Source organism: Geopsychrobacter electrodiphilus DSM 16401 (assembly GCF_000384395.1).
GTDB lineage: Bacteria > Desulfobacterota > Desulfuromonadia > Desulfuromonadales > Geopsychrobacteraceae > Geopsychrobacter > Geopsychrobacter electrodiphilus.
In genome coordinates, this window is record NZ_ARWE01000001.1 from 2,758,146 (window position 1) to 2,775,765 (window position 17,620).

A 17,620-nucleotide genomic window follows, 5' to 3' on the forward strand; every position below is an offset into this window, starting at 1 on the left:
ATTATTTATTTTTCTTTAATTTTTTTTCTAAATACAAACTGTATTGAGACATAGAGTAACAAAATATAAAGAATATAATTGAAATTGCTATAAGAGGTTCGCTATGAAGACCAAGCCATTTCTTATCATTTGATATATTTCGTGCCATCAACATAATGTCAAAAAGACCAATGATTGATACCAATGTTGTATCTTTAAATAGACTGATAAACGAAGTAACGATATTTGGAATCATGTCTCTTAATGCCTGGGGCAGAATTATAAACGCCATAGTGTACCAATAACCTAAACCTAATGATTTCGCCGCCTCGTATTGTCCACGCGGGATCCCCTGCAAACCGCCCCTGACGGTTTCTGCCATATAGGCTCCAGCAAATATGCAAACAGCGACAAGCACCTGAACCAGCTTGTTCAACTCAATCGTATTGGGAAAGAATAGGGGCATCATTGTTACAGACATGAACAAAACGGTTATCATCGGCACTGAGCGAACAAGTTCGATAGTGCAAATTGAAAACCAGCGAAACACAGGCATCTGCGAGCGCCGTCCAAGAGCAAGGAGGATACCGATCGGCAATGCCATCACAATCGCAAAACCGGAAATGATTAAAGTCAGAAACAGCCCCCCCCAGACATCAACTGGAACCAGCACCAGAGTCAGGTCCTGAAAGATCAAGGCGAACAGAACAGTCACAAGCAGCCAACTGCTCAAATACCCCCAAAGAGCACCTCTTTTTTTGTGGATACGCCTAAACAATGGTTCAAGATATTCTCCCATCGTTTTACGACTCAAATAAACAAAGGCAATATCAACGTATAAGATCAGCAAGTAGGCCAGGGCAATGCAGGCAATGATGAAGTTAAAACTGCTGTTCTCTCCACCTAGAAACAGATAATTACCCAGAAAAGGGAAGAGTATAATCGCCATAATGGCAATCACCATTTTACGTTTTACTTTTTTCAATGCCAGGGGGGCTAGCCAGATCATGCCAAGACAAAAGCCAAGGTTTACCCGCCACTGCAACTCATTCGGATAGCGGCCGTAGATCAGATTATTGAACCATCGAATAACCCCTGACCAGCAGGCGCCATCAGGACTATCGGTCAGACACTCGCGCCGGTCAGCGGCGGACCAGTTGGCGTTTAAAATAGCCCATTCAAAAAAAGGCTTTAACAACAGGATAAGCAAAGCGAAGACCACAAGCGTTAACAGAGTATTCCAGACATTGCCAAACAGATGTTTTCTCATCCAGCCAAAAACGCCATACGTATATACAGCCGGGGCGCGACTTGGGCGAGGAACAAATTTGTGCAGTTCGGTCTTTGCCGTTGGTTGACTGTTCAACTTATCCCTCCTGCATCTGGATATGGGTGTTGTAAAGATTCAGTAAAAACGAGATCAGCAAGCTGATACACATGTAAAATCCCATAACCATCAAGACAATTTCGATGGCACGCCCGGTTTGATTGAGTGAGGTCTGCATAAACACTGAGACGAGTTCAGGAAAGCCAACCGCGACGGCCAAAGAAGATTCTTTAACAATTGTCAGCCAGGCATTAATCATTGGTGGCAAAATAGCCCGTGCCGCTTGAGGTCCAATAATCAAGCGCAGGGTCTTAAAGGGTGGAAACCCGATTGCCGAGGCTGCTTCACGTTGACCCTTATCGATCGACTGGATGCCGGCACGAACCGCTTCACCAATTGTCGCTGAGCGGTAGATGGTCATGGAGACAAAAGCTGCCAGAAAGGAGATAGGGAAATTAAACCCATCGTGAAAGTTGAACCCTTGCAGGGTCGGGACCGCCCAATGCAAAGGTTTTCCTGTAAATACAAAAATCAGTGCCACGAAAAGCACCAGGGCAAAAAGGCTGGGGAGCAATGCGGCGCGGTGCTTACCGCTGTATTTTCGGTACCGTTGAGACCACTTAAGTAAAGCGAATGCACCGACGAGCGCGGAAATAATGGCCAAGAATGACCAGAGGAAATTTGCTTCAAATATTGGCGCGGGGAAGTAAAATCCACGGTTGTTTAAAACTAATGTGTCAAAAAGACGATAACTTTGCCTTGGGGAGGGAAGGGTAGAGAATACGACGATAAACCAAAATACAATTTGAATCAGTAAGGGCACATTCCGCACAAACTCTACATACCAGCGCGCAAGTTGAGAGACCATGAAATTTTTCGACAACCGCATGATACCGACCACGAAGCCGAGTACAGTCGAAAAAATAATAATCAATACAGACAATAGCAGGGTATTGACGATGCCAACCAGATACACCCGACCGTAGGACATGGTCGGATCATAGGGGATAATTGACCAGCCAATATTAAAACCAGCAGTAGAACCGAGAAAATCAAAACCAAAGGGAAGCTCCATCTGACGGAGATTTTCAACCGTATTGGAGTACAGATAATACCCGACACTGAGGATAAGAATTACGATTAGACCCTGAAAAAAATTTGCGCGGAAAGATGAATTATAAATCAGTTTTTTAAGTGCACGCATTGTCTTCGATTTCGATTTTTATTGGTCAGATTAATTTCAGCAAAGTGACAAGCGTCTCGCTCGGTTGTTGCGCTCACAAGAAAGCTGTAAAAAAGGACGGGAAAAGAATCCTGTGGAGGAGGGAAACCTCCACAGGATTCTCCAGCTCTAACGGAAGGATTTTGCGTATAGCAAACCACCATGTGTCCACAATTCGTTCAGAGTGCCCTTACGATCTAGAGCCAAAGCGGTATTCGGACCAAGATTGCGATCATAGACTTCCCCATAGTTGCCGACCTGTTTGACCACCTGGTAGGCCCAGTCTGCCGGCAAACCGAGGCCCTTGTTGAGATCTCCCTCTAAACCAAGGAAGCGTCTGATTGTCGGATTGGTGGTGGTCTTACGAATTTCATCAATATTCTTGGAGTTAATTCCCAACTCTTCGGCCTCAACGAGCGCGGCAAAGGTCCATTTCACAACATTAGCCCAGGCACTATCGTTTTGACGGACAGCAAAGGCGAGAGCTTCTTTTGAAATTGTCTCAGGCAAAACAATATAGTCGTCTGGCTTGGGGGCGGCCGAGCGGGCAGCGGCTAAACCGGATCTATCGTTTGTCATTACATCGCAATTGTTTTTGAAAAAGGCGTCATTGCGCAAACTCGAATCATCAAACACAACCGGCTTCATATTCAGGTTGTTCGTGCGGTTGTAGTCGGTCAGATTGAGTTCCGAGGAGGTCCCGGTCAACACGCAAACAGTTGCCCCCTTGAGTTCACGCGCGGATTTAATCCCACTATCCTTGCGAACCATAAAACCCTGGCCATCATAAAAATAGGTGTCCAGAAAATCGAGACCCTGACTGGTATCACGGGATAAGGTCCAGGTCATCCCTTTAGACATCAGATCTCCAGCACCGCTCTTAATCGAGGTGAAACTTTGCGCCCATTGCACGGGATTAAACTTCACCTTGTCTTTATCTCCGAAAACAGCGGCGGCAACACTGCGGCAGATATCAATATCCATACCCGACCATTCGCCCTCTTTATTGACGGTATAAAAACCGACAAATGAATTGCCAATTATACAATTCAGATACCCACGCTCCTGCACGGTTTTCAAGACAGATTCTTCTGCATTTGCTTGACCTTGCGAAAACATCATTCCAAAAACAACGAGCAATGCAATTGACAGGATCCTGGTCATTTTCTTCATAACTTTCCTCCAGATAAGGTTGATTAAGCTTGAGGTGCATCTCTTTAAGGATGCTGAAAATAGATATTTTGTCTTCTAACACTAACCTGGAAGCAGTACACCAATTGTCTAATTATAACAATATTCTACCTAGCACCCAGATTCAGAAATAAAGCAACCATAAATAATAGAATCCCCTTAATTAAAAAGGAATATTAAAGGGCGCATAAAGGGATATGCGGAAGGTACAATACCTTAATATTAAACAACTTTTCCGAAATATAGATAGATTGACCTGAAATCCAGATTGTCGTCAGACAAGTTAAAGACAATACAGAAAAATAGATAATACTGTTTTGCTAGATGGGGTATAGAAGCGGACTATGGGTAAATATGATGCTGTTTGAATTCATTGTCTAGCAGCAGATAGATCGATAAAAGTTAATATTGAATCGCGCGTCCGTTGGGATGGCTGGCCACTTTACGCTGGGCCGTCTCCAATGACATGTCGCCCAGGGTGACTTGCCAGCCATATTCTTGCGAATGCTTCAAGAGGTAATCAATCAGACTGGTCGCCAACAATCCCGCTCCAATGGTAAAAAATTTCAGCGCTGATTAATTTTCACCGTCCATATAAACCTTATGGCTCATAATGCGAAGACCTGCAGGGAGATGGTCTCTCCATGGAGACCAGACCAAAAAAAAACACTCCAGGGGAGAGTGATTACAACAGTTCGCGATAGGCAAAGAGTCCCGGGCTCCCACCCGTGTGCAAAAAAAGAATATTCTGGCCAGAGCTGAAGACGCCACTGCGACACTTATCAATGAGACCGGCCATCCCTTTGCCGGTGTACACCGGATCGAGCAATATACCTTCTACCCGAGCACACATTTTCACGGCCTCCAGCGTCGCGGGTGTCGTTATACCGTAACCCTCGCCAAAATAACCACCATCCGCCACAACACGGCCAGTAGCTAGCGCAGGGTCGAGCCCCAGGTACTGAAGTGTCTTCTCCAGCAAGGCCTGAACCAGCGCCTGCTGTGCTTCGGTATCACGGCTTACGGCGATACCCAGCACCGGAATATCAGCCCCCGCCGCAATGAGACCTGCCAACAGACCGGCTTGCGTCCCCGCGCTGCCCGAAGCGTGAACAATTTGATCCACCTGGATGTTCTGCGTTGTGATCTGCGCCAATATTTCATGTGCGCAGCGAACATACCCGAGGCTGCCGACTTCGTTAGAACCACCCACCGGGATAAGATATGGTTTTCTCCCCGCTTCAGCCAACCTGGCCATCAATTGATCAGCGACTACGACGCCATCTTCACCCTCAACCACAGGATGAATATTTGCCCCGAACAACCTGTCGAGCAGCAGGTTGCCATTGTTGTAGTAATCCTGTTTAGGAGTCCCTGCGACATCCTCAAGGACCAGTTCACAGACAAAACCACATTTAGCTGCCGCTGCAGCCGTCTGCCGAGCATGGTTCGACTGCAATCCGCCAATAGTGACTAATGTATCGGCCCCCTCATCGCGGGCGGCAGCGACCAGATATTCCAACTTACGGGTTTTGTTGCCACCAGCTCCCAGGCCGGTGCAATCGTCGCGTTTAATATACAGATTGCAACCAACCGCCTGTGACAATCTAGGCATTGCCTCGAGCGGGGTTGGTCCATGACCGATTGTCATGCGGGGGATGGAGTCAAAGTCAGGCATTCGGGGAGGGTCTCCTTTGGTGCTGACGAGCGGCCGTCAGCACCAAAATAATGCAGCACGAGGAAACGGTCTCGGTTGGTCGGGCAGATCATCTACCCATTTCAGCAAATCAGTCAGTCGACATCTACGCGTTTCAATCCAGATCCTTCATCTCAGTATCAATTTTGATTCCGCGCTTTGATAATTCAGAAAAAAAGGTTTCACAGGGGATGTCCAGGGCTGGAGATAATAGCCCCTTTTTGGTTATTTCCCCCTTAGCGATCATTTGGGCCACAACACTTACGGGATAGCCGACACCCATATTCATGGCAAAAAGACCCGACTCAAGATCCCTTTCGATCAATAAATTCGAGACAAGCGATTTCCGTTTTCCATCCTTAATTCCTTCAAAAACATTTTGCATAACGACAATATCTTTTTCGGTTTTCTCGTACTGGACCTGCGGCCCGATAAGGGTCGTGAGGAACTGCAAGGGACTGACCTGACCACAAGGAAAGTCGAGCGCCTCATCAGAAAGAAAACCCAACTGCTTTAATGGACGCCAGAAATTACTCCACCCGGGCCAACGCAAGGCGTAGCGGGTGGTCTCTTCAATGGTAGCGGCAATGCCCAAGAGATCTGCATATACCGCGGCATCGCCGTTGGGAATGCACTCCAACTCACCAAGCCCGGGGAACAATATCGTACCGACATTCTCTGCTTTATGCTGGTCGGCAGCCGGGATAGCCAACCTCTGGCCATCCTTGATAAACAACGAATTCCGCATCGAGCTGCGCAGGACCATTTCCCAATTCCAGGTGACCTTATAATTGAGAGGGTTGTTGCAGGCGCTTTTCTCGGGGAAACCGCCACAGTAGGAGTTAAGCACCTTGACTTCATCAAACTGCCTGACACCATGGCCGAAGAGCACCAGGTCGATTCCGGGGTCCAGGCCGCATTCAGGCACCAGGGTAACCCCGGCATCCAGAGCCTGCTGGTGCAGATGGCGCAAGCTGTGCGCATAATTGGTACTGACCAGAGGAACTCCTGATGCAATCGCCGCTTCAAATGCATTGGACATAAAACTGACCGGAAGCAGATCGATGGCGACATCAACGCCTTGCTTAAACAGGTGGCACAAGGCTTCTGGCGAAGACGCATCCATCTTTACTGGTGTAATTTTTTTGGTATCAACTGTTTTGGCAAACTGTGCCCAGCCAGCGAGATTAGCATCGGCACAAATTACCTCGTCAACGGCGGGACTTCTTGCCAGATCAATGAGTACGGCACGACCCTGAGAACCCAGACCACCCAAAACAACAATCTTCATTATCCAGCTCCTATTTCTGTAAAAAGCTCATTCAAATGGCAGCTCACAACTGGTTATCAGAGGTGATGAGGCGGCCAATCTGATCAATGGGACAGAATTTTACTGATAAAATCAGCAGCACGTTCCGTTTTAGGATTATCAAAAAAATCTACCGGCCGGCCGGTCTCGATAATCTTGCCTTCATCCATAAACAGAACCCGATCGGCGACCTTTTTAGCAAAGCCCATTTCATGGGTTACGACACACATCGTGATCCCTTCAGAAGCAAGGCTCACCATAACGTCCAAAACCTCACCGATCATTTCCGGGTCTAAGGCAGAGGTGGGTTCATCAAAGAGCATAACCTCCGGTGACATTGCAAGCCCACGTGCAATAGCCACCCGTTGTTGTTGCCCACCAGACAGCTGAACAGGATAGGCATCAGCTTTTTCAGCCAGCCCGACCCTGTCCAATTTTTCTCTGGCGATTTTTTCAGCTTCACTTTTTGGAATTTTTTTTACGTTGACTGGTGCCAACATAATATTTTGGAGTGCGGTCATGTGGGGATAGAGATGAAATTGCTGAAACACAAAACCTATTTCACCCCGGAGTTTGGTCAGGTTTGTGGATGAATCATGGACGGACATATCGTTAACAAAAATTTCACCTCGCTGAATTGGTTCAAGTTTGTTGATACACCTGATGAGGGTCGATTTGCCTGAGCCGCTGGGACCGCAGATGACCAAAACCTCCCCCTTGGGTATAAACAAATCTATTTGGTTTAAGACGTGAAGTTCGCCGAACCATTTGTTGACGCCTTTAAATTCAATCATTACTCCTTGAGCCCTTTCCTGCTTTGTTGCTTGGACCTCATTAAATAATCAGCCGGGTCACAACAGAGAACTACTTAGCTACTGCTTATACCGCCATCTTCTTCTCCAGATAATTGGAAAGAAGAATCAGGGGGTATGAAATGGAAAAATAAAGAACTCCAACCAGTGCAAAAACCATCAGCCCTTCAGGGATTCTCATCACCGTCACCCAACCCACCCGGGTTAAATCCATCACCCCGATAACCGAGACAACGGAGGTGTCTTTAATCAAAAGCACATACTGCCCCACCAATGGTGGCACGATCACCTTCATCGCCTGAGGGATGATAACCAAACGCAGTTGTTGAAATTTAGTTAATCCGGAAGAGGTGGCGGCTTCGTGCTGACCCTTAGGGATTGAGTCAATCCCACTTGCAACAATTTCACAGATGAATGCCGACCCCATAATCGCCATGGCCAGCAACGCGGCAGAAAACGGTTCGAGCTGGATTCCCCATTCAGGGAAGATAAAAAAGACGATAAAAATCTGAACCACAAATGGAGTTCCCCGAGCAAAAGAGATGTAGACTCCGATAAGGCGTTTTAACCAGATATTATTGCTTGATCTGATCATCCCAAGGACAAATCCGATCAGGGTACAGACCGCAAGACTGATAAAGGCAATCTTGGTGGTCATCCACAAGCCTTGAAGAAAGAAGGGGAAGATCTCCACCAGACGGCCGAAATAGAAGGAGATCATTTTAATAGACCTCCCTGAAAATCAGCTTCCGCTGCGACCAGTCAGCCAGGGCTTTGAGGCAAAAATAAATACACATGTAAAAAAAGGTAACCGTTAAAAATGCTTCCGCAGGCATAAATCGTTCGGAGGTCATAGTCTGCCCACTGCGAGTCAGGTCCATAACCGATATGAGTGAGAGCAGGGCGGTATCCTTGACCAGCACGATCGCCTGTCCCAACAAAGGGGGAACGGTTACCCCCAAGGCTTGCGGTAGAATGATAAATCGCATTCTCTGAATATAATTCAGGCCGGACGAGAGCCCCGCTTCGATCTGGCCCTGATCCACGGAATTAATTCCGGCACGGATAATTTCTGCAATATAGGCCCCGGAATTAAGCATCAAGGCAATGATCCCGGTCTGAATTTCCGGCACCATTATCCCAAGGGTTGGCAGGCCAAAATAGAGAAAATAGATTTGAACCAGAAGAGGTGTTGAACGAATAACTTCGATATAGGCAATAACTGGATACGCAAGTAATTTTAAACCTGAAATTCGACACGCAGAGGCGATAATACCGACGATAAGAGCAAGACCTAGTGAGACAAGAGAGATAATAAAAGTATATTTCAATCCAGTCAGAAATAATGGCAGATATTCGTAAATAACTCTAAAATTAAAATACTCTAGCATATTAATATCCGTCATTAGTCAGGCAGCTATGAAACTAATATTTCATAGCTGCCTGACCCATTACTTCAGTATATTTTTTTACTTATTTTTTAAATAAACAAACCTTGGTGGATTAATGGTCTTTTTTCCATTCAATCCCTTCCATCCAATAGGAGATATTCTTGTCATAAGTCCCATTGGCTCTAATTGTTTTAAAATAAAGATTAACCCATTGCCACAAATTGACCGATTCTGGTTGTACAGCAAAAGCAAGGGGATCTTTGGATGGGCCGAGACGTTTTTCCAGCAGACGGATAGAGTTGGGCGGGTAATCGGGAAGTACGGTAAGCACGGCCAAGTCATCATTAACGCCGGCGTCAACATGGCCCGCTTCCAAAGCCTGAACGATCATCCGGCCGCCACCTTTATAAGACTTTATTTTAGCATTTGGCAGGTATTTTTTAGCGATACTTTCGCCGGTGGAACCTAAAAGAACACCTACGGTTACGCTCGGTTTATTTACATCTTCAAGCGTCTGAAAACTGGCATTAGTCGTGGTAAAAATGCAGGGTTGAACATAAATCCAGGGATCAGTAAAGGTAACTTTTAAGGCGCGCTTCAGGGTAGGAGTCATATCGGCGGCCAATATGTCGGCTTTCCCGGATAAAAGAGCCGGGATCAGACCATCCCAATCGTAAGAAAGAATTTTTAACTTAACCCCCATGGCGTCCGCCATTCCCTGGGTGAAATCGACCATCGAACCAGCTGGGTTCCCCTGCTTGTCAATAAAAGCATAAGGTGGCGCTCCGGACTGAACAGCGACGCGCAATTCACCACGCTCGACGATTTTCTCCAGAGTGCTGGCAAAACTGACACCGGAAAAAAGGACTGTCAGGACGAGAGCAAGGACGATTGATACAAGCTTTCTCTGTTTCATTTGCCACTCCTTCTCTAAATTTTACTTGTTCTTAAACAAGTGGGAACAGTACCCACCTGACCGAATATCAGATGGATGCAGACGGGCGCACTTAATATCAAATCTAACCCTCTGATCTGGAGGATGGGGTTTGCCATATTAATTATTGTATTTACCAGGTGATATTCCTTCGACCCCTTTGTGATGTATCCGTACTCTCGGAGGGACTGATCAACGGCAGAATCGCAACAAGAAGTAACAACACGCGCCCTGATCTGAGTAAAAAGCTTACAAGGTTTTTGATCTTTCGCTAGTGAAAAGCTAGGCAATTCCCATTGGCCTGAGTATTAGCTTACTGCCCTTCTTCCCCGAAACCCTCTAGACCCCGCAACTAACCTAAACCTGAAGCTCTAATCTGCATTCTATCAAACCTAATGCACAACATGGGGAAATGTAAAATATTGTTCTACTATGGGGGGTCAAGGGATAAGCTATAGCGGAGTATTTTACATATTAGCTTGATTGAGGATTTTGCTGAGTAAGTAATCGGCTTTAACACTCTGCACGCGTGAGAGACTTGTCACCAAAATGGCAACCAGAATTCTCGGCGCAAGAGAGCAATCAGTCCGCTGATTAACGATCCTTCCTATGAGGCGGAAAATTAGCTGACAGCGCTGCATCGTACAGATATGACGTCACACCCTCGCATCCACGCCCCGAATTTCATGCAAAAATTAGCATAATATGAGCGGCAATGTACCTCCAGGGCCCTCAGCCCTTTAACTCTGTTGCCCTCTTTTTCAACACACCAGGCTGACACGATACTAAGCCGGTCCCATCCGATTCGACTCATATTCTCCAGCAGTGCCCAGTCATAAATTTCTTCTCCCCCACATAGGAAAACAAAATTTTACAATTTTCAGTTATCTCTATTAATCATAAATAAGACAACAACATTGACCTGCCTCAGGCAAGATCCTTTCTTTTTCCTGCCGACCACATTTCACTCTTAGCCAAATGACTTTGATGAAAATTTAATCTTTTAATGCCCCTGCCCTTCCGAATGAGGAGACGCAGGCGACACTTGCCGCAGAGAATGGTAAACTCGGCTTGTCGGTATTTCGACCGAAACTGACCTGATTTCGAAGCAACTAGCACGGTTAATTTTTCAAGCAGAGACTGACCCTCCAGGTTCCCAACCTGGGTCAGCTTGGTCAAAGATTGATCTGATGCATGGCGAAAAGGATTTGGAATGATGAAAAGACGACTGATACTCTGCGCGATATTTGCTCTTCTATCCGGCTGCGCCGTCAACCCGGTAACCGGCAAGAATGAATTCAGTCTGGTCAGTGAGCAGCAGGAGCTCGCCATCGGCGCACAGCAGTACGCCCCGGCGCGCCAGACTCAGGGAGGTGATTATGTGGCTGATCCCGAACTGGCGACCTATGTCAACCAGGTCGGGCAGAAGCTCGCTGCGGTGAGTGATAGAAAACTCCCTTATGAGTTCAAGGTCCTGAACAACTCCGTCCCCAACGCCTGGGCCTTACCCGGTGGCAAAATTTCGATCAACCGTGGACTGCTGACGGAGTTAAAGAGTGAATCTGAACTGGCAGCCGTCCTCGGCCATGAAATAGTCCATGCCGCCGCCGGTCATGGCGCCCAAAGCATGTCCAAAGGGATGTTGCTTCAAGCCGGGATGATGGGGGCCGCCCTCGCCACCCAGGGAACAGATTATGCCAATCTGGCCCAGATGGGCGCGGGGCTCGGGGCCCAGCTGATCACGCAGAAGTTCGGCCGCGATGCCGAACGTGAAGCGGATCACTACGGCATGTTGTACATGTCGCGTGCCGGCTACGATCCACAAGGCGCCGTCGACCTGCAGCGCACCTTTGTCAAACTCGCTGAGGGAAAACAGCAGGATTGGCTTAATGGCCTCTTTGCCAGCCATCCGCCGTCAGAGGAACGCGTACAAGATAATATCGCCATGCTGGCAACCCTGCCCAAAGGGGGCGAGATCGGAAGCGTACGTTACCAGGAAAAGATCGCGCATCTGCTCAAAACCAAACCGGCCTACGCCGCCTACGACAAGGGGCGTGAGGCGCTGGCGAAAGGTGATTTGACGAGCGCCAGCCGTCTGGCCCAACAGGCGATCGCGCTGGAACCTAAGGAAGCTATCTTCTATGGGTTGCTGGGGGATGTGGAGCAGAAGAAGAAACAGTTTGGCGCGGCTATCGTTCAGTACGACACGGCTACACGTCTGAACCCCAACCTCTTCTACTTCTACCTGCAACGCGGTAAGGTCAACGAGCAGTTAAATCTGGTCACCCAGGCGCAAGCCGACCTGAAGTACAGTGTCAAACTGCTGCCGACCGCCGAGGCCTACAATTCACTCGGAAACCTGGCGCAAAAAGCCGGGCATCTGGATGAGGCGAAAGCCTACTTTGCCAAGGTTGCGAGCAATCAGGGGGAACTTGGCCAGCAGGCCTACGGCGCCCTGGTTGATCTGGACCTGAAGGATAATCCCGCTAAGTATTTACAGCTCAGAACCGGGCAGGACGCCCAGGGAAGGATTGTTGCGCAGATTGGTAATCCGACGCCCAGAAGTGTCGGTGGAATTATCCTGGTCCTTCAATACATGGATGTCACCGGCAAGATCCAGCCACTGACGCGCAGCTTGAACGGATCGGTCGCAGCCCGCAGCCAGAAATTCTTCGATCTCGGCCTGACCGGGCAACTCACATTGGAGCAGCTAAAGTCGTTAAAATCCGGGATTGCAGCAGCACAGGTGGTACGCTGAGTCCGGGAATGAATTATAACTCGGGATGTTGGTCCCGCTGACAACTTGTTCACTTACCGCGAGCGGCCTTCTCGTCGAGACCCGACAGGCCGAAGCGGCGCCGCAGTTCGGCGTAGATTCTTTCTGGCGGCAGATCGTAATAACCGAGCAGGACCAGGACGTGGAAGAAGAGATCGGCGACCTCGCCGATAATCTCTTGCTTGATGCCGCCCTTGCCGGCAACCGCGGTCTCGGTCGCTTCTTCACCGATCTTGCCGAGGATCTTGTCCAGCCCCTTATCAAAGAGTGACTTGACATAGGACTTCTCGCCGTCGGCCAGCTGCTTGCGCTCCTGAATGATATTATAGAGCGCTTCCATAATATCCTGCCGGGCGTAGATACTGGCGGTATCAACCAGTTTCTCGCCTCCTGCTTTTATCCCCGCATCCCAGGAACGATAAAAACAGCTGCGCTGCCCGGTATGACAGGCGGCGCCCTGCTGCTCAATCTTGATCAGCAAACAGTCGTTGTCGCAATCGAAGCGGATCTCCTTGACGATCTGAAAATGACCGGAGGTTTCACCCTTCAGCCACTGCTTCTGGCGCGAGCGCGAATAGTAATGAACCTTGCCCGTCGCCAGGGTTTGGGTGACGGCCTCGGCGTTCATGTAGGCCATCATCAGCACTTCGCCAGTCTCGGCGTCCTGGGTGATCGCCGGGATCAGGCCATCACTATCAAATTTCAATTGTTCAACCAAAGACATCATCTCTCCTCCCCCTCACTCTTTACGCCTCACCCCTCACAGGATTCTGGCTGGCACCCCATGCTGTTTCAGATATTCCTTGCACTCGGCGATGGTGTATTGCTTGAAGTGGAAGATCGAAGCCGCAAGGGCCGCACTGGCACCGCCCTCCACCAACCCCTCGCGGATATGTTCGAGAGTACCGACCCCGCCCGAGGCGATCACCGGAATCTCAACCGCATCACTGACCGCGCGGGTCAGAGCAATATCGTAGCCATCCTTGGTACCGTCACAGTCCATCGAAGTCAGCAAAATTTCCCCGCTGCCGTAGGCTTCCATCTTCTGAGCCCATTCGACCACATCGATACCGGTCGGTTTACGGCCACCATGGGTGTAAACTTCCCAGCGCGTCGGATTAGAATCGGGGACACGACGCGCGTCAATGGCAACTACGGTGCACTGGCTGCCAAAACGGTTCGCAGCTTCACGCACAAACTCGGGATTAAACACCGCGGCGGTGTTGATCGACACCTTGTCGGCTCCGGCGTTAAGCATCTTGCGAATGTCTTCACAGCTCCGAATCCCTCCGCCTACGGTCAGCGGCATAAAGACCCGCTCGGCGGTGCGTCGCACCACATCGATGATGGTGTCGCGATTATCGCTGCTGGCGGTGATGTCGAGAAAGATCAGTTCATCTGCGCCCTGGGCGTCGTAGGCCTCGGCGGCCTCAACCGGGTCCCCGGCGTCACGCAGGCCGACAAACTGCACCCCTTTGACCACGCGGCCATCCTTGACGTCGAGGCAGGGGATAATTCTTTTGGTCAGCATCTGATTAATCCTGTCTCTGCCTGGTCAGAGCGACCGCTTCGCGCAGATCAATAGCTCCGGAGTAGATCGCCTTGCCGGTGATGACGCCGGTCACCCCGGAAGATTCGATCGCCATCAGACGCCGGATGTCATCGAGGCTCGAGAGCCCGCCCGAAGCAATCACCGGGATATTGATCGCTTCAGCCAGCGCTTTGGTCGCCTCGATATTCGGCCCCTGCATCATACCGTCACGCGCGATATCGGTGTAGATGATTGCCTCAACGCCGAAGCCTTCCATCTCTTTGGCCATTTCGGTCGCGAGTTTTTCGGTCACATCGGCCCAGCCACGCACCGCGACCAGCCCCTTCATGGCATCGATACCGACCACGATCCGACCGGGGAATTTTTTGCACGCTTCCGCGACAAGCAGAGGATTCTCCTTGGCGATGGTACCGAGAATCACCCGGGTCACACCCAACTCAAGATACGCCTCAATCGTTTGCAGATCACGGATACCGCCGCCCAGTTCACTGGGAATGCTGATCGCTGCAACAATCGCGCGGATCGCGGCCTTGTTCTTCGGTACCCCGGCAAAGGCGCCATCGAGATCGACGATATGCAGGAGTTCACCGCCCTGCTCCTGCCAGGTCAGCGCCTGAGCGGCCGGATCATCATTATAGACGGTATCCTTATCCATCAGACCCTGCTCCAGGCGGACACAGCGGCCTTCTTTCAGATCAATCGCGGGCAGAATAATCACTTACATCTCTCCAAAGTTTTTAAAAATATTCAAGCCAATCAACTGGCTCTTTTCAGGGTGAAACTGCGTCGCAAGGATATTGTCGTGCCAGAGGGAGGCACAGAACTCGACCTCCCCGTAGCGACAGCTGGCGGCAACATCGGCCTGGTTCTCGGCCTGACAGTAATAGGAATGGACAAAGTAGACGAAGCTTTCGTCAAGCACACCTTTAAACAACGGTGAGGCCTGCTTCTGCAACAGGTTATTCCAGCCCATGTGCGGCACCTTGAGACGTTCGCCGTTCTCGACCATGCCCGAGGGGAAACGCATTACCTTGCCGGGGATCAGGCCAAGCCCCTGATGCTGGCCGAACTCTTCACTCTCATCAAACAGCATCTGCATGCCGACGCAGATCCCTAACAACGGCTTGCCGGTCTTAACGTGAGCCAGCAAGGGGTCAACAAAACCACCGGCCCGCAAATTGTTCACGCAGTCGGCAAAGGCGCCGACGCCCGGCAATACAATTTTATCGGCGCTGGCAATATCCTGCGGATTGGCGCTGACCCGGACAGCAAAGCCGAGGGACTCAAAGGCCTTCTCGACGCTGCGCAGGTTGCCCATTTCGTAATCTATGATGTTAATCATTCTGTCTCTCTGAATAAATCCCCTCTCCCTCAGGGAGAGGGCCAGGGTGAGGGGGAATCTCAAACAATCCCCTCATCCGGCCTTCGGCCACCTTCTCCCTGAGGGAGAAGGAATAATCAAAAAAGCCTCACGACGCCATTATTCGAGACTGCCCTTGGTCGACAGCACCCCGCGAATGCGTGGATCAATGGAGGTCGCTTCATCCAGCGCCCGGCCGAACGCCTTGAAGATAGCTTCGATGATGTGATGCAGGTTATCGCCGTAGGCGAGATTGACGTGGATATTGGCACCGCTGTGGTTGCAGAAGGCGACAAAGAACTCTGCGACCAGTTCAGTTTCAAAATTACCGATCTGCGCCTTGGGAATCTCCGCATTGAAGACCAGAAACGGACGCCCGGAGAAATCAATAATGATCGACGCCAGCGCTTCATGCATCGGCATGGTGCCGCGCCCGAAACGACGGATACCGGATTTATCGCCGAGCGCCTTCTTGAACGCCTCGCCCAGACAGATGCCGACATCTTCAACCGTATGATGGGCATCGATTTCAATATCCCCTTTGGCGACGACGGTTAGATCAAAGAAGCCGTGGCGGGTCAATGCCGAGAGCATGTGATCAAAAAAGGGGGCCGGTGTTGAAATATTCTCCGTACCGGAACCATCCAGATTCAACTCAACACAAATCTCGGTCTCTTTGGTCTTCCGCTCAATTTTTGCGCTGCGTGCCATGATGTCTCTCCCGAGTTAGAAATCGACTTTAGTCTTGCAAACGGATCGAAACCGATTTCGCGTGGGCTTGCAGCCCTTCGAGTTCGGCGATGTGGATGATCTCTTTGCCCAGGCGCTTTAAGCCGGCCGGGCTGAAGCTGATGATGCTTGATTTTTTTACAAAATCATCAAGGGACAACGGCGAGAAGAAGCGCGCGGTCCCGCCAGTCGGCAAGGTGTGATTGGGACCAGCGATATAATCGCCCGCCGCCTCGGGGGTATGATGCCCCATGAAGATCGCACCGGCGTGACGGATTTGCGGCAGGATCGCGAAGGGATCATCCACCGCGAGTTCCAGATGTTCAGGTGCGATCCGATTTGAAAAAGCGATCGCTTCGTCCAGATCTTTCGCGACAATGATTGCGCCGTAATTGTCGATCGACTGACGCGCTATCTTTTCGCGACTGAGATGATGAAGTTGCTTTTCCACTTCAGCCTGCACCTCCGCCGCCATCTTCTCACAACTGGTGACCAGTACCGCCGAAGCCAGCTCATCATGCTCGGCCTGACTGAGCAGGTCGGCGGCGATATGTGAGGCCGTACCGCTGCCATCATTGATAACCAGAATCTCGCTCGGCCCGGCAATCATATCAATATCGACCAGACCAAAGACCAGCCGTTTGGCGGTGGCGACATAGATATTTCCCGGTCCGGTGATCTTGTCGACCTTGGGCACCGACGCGGTACCGAAAGCCAGTGCCGCGACCGCCTGGGCTCCACCCAGCTTGAATACACGATCGACTCCGGCAATTTTAGCGGCGGCCAGCACAGCCGGGTTAATCACCCCGTCCGGCATCGGCACCACCATCACAACTTCACCGACACCCGCAACCTTGGCTGGCACGGCATTCATCAAAACCGAAGAGGGATAGCTCGCCTTGCCGCCCGGCACGTAGATCCCGACCCGATCGAGAGGACGTACCAGTTGACCGACCAGCACATCCGTTTCGTCGGTTGAGAGCCAGGTCTCCTGCTTCTGCTTGCGATGGTAATCCGCAATGCGCTTGGCGGCGAGTTCCAGCGCGGCATAAGATTCTGCACTCACCTGGGCGACGGCGGCATCCATTTCGGCGGCGGTCACTTCGACGGTGGAGGCCGTGAGTAGCAACCGATCAAACCTGGCGGTCAACTCGAAGAGCGCCGCATCGCCACGCAAGCGCACATCGGCGAGAATCTCTTTTACGGTCTGCTCAATTCCGGAAGGAATCTCTTCGGCACGTTGCTCAATCTTCCGAAATGACTCAGCAAAATCTGCATCAGTAAATTTCAAAATCCGCATCATCTCATCACCTCACCTTTCACGCCTCGCACCTCACACTTC

Annotated in this window: 17 protein-coding genes; 1 reads left to right on the plus strand and 16 read right to left on the minus strand. The window is 50.2% G+C overall.

What is annotated here, in order from left to right:
- Position 1: 1 nt before the first annotated feature.
- From D888_RS0113130 to D888_RS0113175, 10 genes are all read right to left on the minus strand, one after another.
- Positions 2–1,345: an amino acid ABC transporter permease gene (locus D888_RS0113130; RefSeq protein ID WP_020677018.1), complete on the minus strand. Its 1,344-nt coding sequence runs from the start codon at positions 1,343–1,345 to the stop codon at positions 2–4.
- Position 1,346: 1 nt separating this feature from the next.
- Positions 1,347–2,510: an amino acid ABC transporter permease gene (locus D888_RS0113135; protein ID WP_020677019.1), complete on the minus strand. Its 1,164-nt coding sequence runs from the start codon at positions 2,508–2,510 to the stop codon at positions 1,347–1,349.
- A 147-nt stretch (positions 2,511–2,657) separates the two neighbouring features.
- Positions 2,658–3,701, minus strand: coding sequence for an amino acid ABC transporter substrate-binding protein (locus D888_RS0113140; protein WP_020677020.1), 1,044 nt, complete (start codon positions 3,699–3,701; stop codon positions 2,658–2,660).
- A 420-nt stretch (positions 3,702–4,121) separates the two neighbouring features.
- Positions 4,122–4,262, minus strand: coding sequence for a hypothetical protein (locus tag D888_RS24055; protein WP_020677021.1), 141 nt, complete (start codon positions 4,260–4,262; stop codon positions 4,122–4,124).
- Between the two features lie 142 nt (positions 4,263–4,404).
- Positions 4,405–5,397 carry a D-cysteine desulfhydrase family protein gene (locus D888_RS0113150; RefSeq protein ID WP_020677022.1) on the minus strand — a complete coding sequence of 331 codons (993 nt, stop codon included), beginning with the start codon at positions 5,395–5,397 and terminating at the stop codon, positions 4,405–4,407.
- Positions 5,398–5,530: 133 nt separating this feature from the next.
- Positions 5,531–6,706, minus strand: a complete 1,176-nt coding sequence (locus D888_RS0113155) for a saccharopine dehydrogenase family protein (RefSeq protein ID WP_020677023.1) — start codon at positions 6,704–6,706, stop codon at positions 5,531–5,533.
- 83 nt (positions 6,707–6,789) lie between these two features.
- Entirely contained in the window at positions 6,790–7,518 is a 729-nt protein-coding gene (locus D888_RS0113160) for an amino acid ABC transporter ATP-binding protein (RefSeq protein ID WP_020677024.1), read from the minus strand.
- A gap of 85 nt (positions 7,519–7,603) precedes the next feature.
- Positions 7,604–8,257, minus strand: coding sequence for an amino acid ABC transporter permease (locus D888_RS0113165; protein WP_020677025.1), 654 nt, complete (start codon positions 8,255–8,257; stop codon positions 7,604–7,606).
- A 1-nt stretch (position 8,258) separates the two neighbouring features.
- On the minus strand, positions 8,259–8,927 hold the full coding sequence (locus tag D888_RS0113170) for an amino acid ABC transporter permease (RefSeq protein WP_020677026.1): 669 nt from the start codon (positions 8,925–8,927) through the stop codon (positions 8,259–8,261).
- Between the two features lie 112 nt (positions 8,928–9,039).
- A complete protein-coding gene (locus D888_RS0113175) occupies positions 9,040–9,843 on the minus strand; it encodes an ABC transporter substrate-binding protein (RefSeq protein WP_020677027.1) in 804 nt (267 codons plus the stop codon).
- Positions 9,844–11,074: 1,231 nt separating this feature from the next.
- Between D888_RS0113175 and D888_RS0113180 the strand changes: the two genes are divergently transcribed.
- Positions 11,075–12,619 (plus strand): M48 family metalloprotease, encoded by a 1,545-nt coding sequence (locus D888_RS0113180; RefSeq protein WP_020677028.1) that lies wholly within the window; start codon positions 11,075–11,077, stop codon positions 12,617–12,619.
- A 49-nt stretch (positions 12,620–12,668) separates the two neighbouring features.
- Here the strand turns inward: D888_RS0113180 and hisIE are convergent, their stop codons facing one another.
- The 6 genes from hisIE to hisD all read right to left on the minus strand — a co-directional run bounded on the left by hisIE (position 12,669) and on the right by hisD (position 17,578).
- The gene (gene hisIE / locus D888_RS0113185) at positions 12,669–13,361 is read right to left on the minus strand and encodes a bifunctional phosphoribosyl-AMP cyclohydrolase/phosphoribosyl-ATP diphosphatase HisIE (protein WP_020677029.1); all 693 of its coding nucleotides are present in this window, start codon (positions 13,359–13,361) and stop codon (positions 12,669–12,671) included.
- Positions 13,362–13,397: 36 nt separating this feature from the next.
- Positions 13,398–14,168 carry an imidazole glycerol phosphate synthase subunit HisF gene (gene hisF / locus D888_RS0113190; protein ID WP_020677030.1) on the minus strand — a complete coding sequence of 257 codons (771 nt, stop codon included), beginning with the start codon at positions 14,166–14,168 and terminating at the stop codon, positions 13,398–13,400.
- 4 nt (positions 14,169–14,172) lie between these two features.
- A complete protein-coding gene (gene hisA, locus D888_RS0113195) occupies positions 14,173–14,907 on the minus strand; it encodes a 1-(5-phosphoribosyl)-5-[(5-phosphoribosylamino)methylideneamino]imidazole-4-carboxamide isomerase (protein WP_020677031.1) in 735 nt (244 codons plus the stop codon).
- Positions 14,908–15,531 carry an imidazole glycerol phosphate synthase subunit HisH gene (hisH, locus tag D888_RS0113200; RefSeq protein ID WP_020677032.1) on the minus strand — a complete coding sequence of 208 codons (624 nt, stop codon included), beginning with the start codon at positions 15,529–15,531 and terminating at the stop codon, positions 14,908–14,910.
- A 138-nt stretch (positions 15,532–15,669) separates the two neighbouring features.
- On the minus strand, positions 15,670–16,260 hold the full coding sequence (gene hisB / locus D888_RS0113205; RefSeq protein WP_020677033.1) for an imidazoleglycerol-phosphate dehydratase HisB: 591 nt from the start codon (positions 16,258–16,260) through the stop codon (positions 15,670–15,672).
- A gap of 28 nt (positions 16,261–16,288) precedes the next feature.
- Positions 16,289–17,578, minus strand: coding sequence for a histidinol dehydrogenase (hisD, locus tag D888_RS0113210; protein WP_026362384.1), 1,290 nt, complete (start codon positions 17,576–17,578; stop codon positions 16,289–16,291).
- Positions 17,579–17,620: the final 42 nt, after the last annotated feature.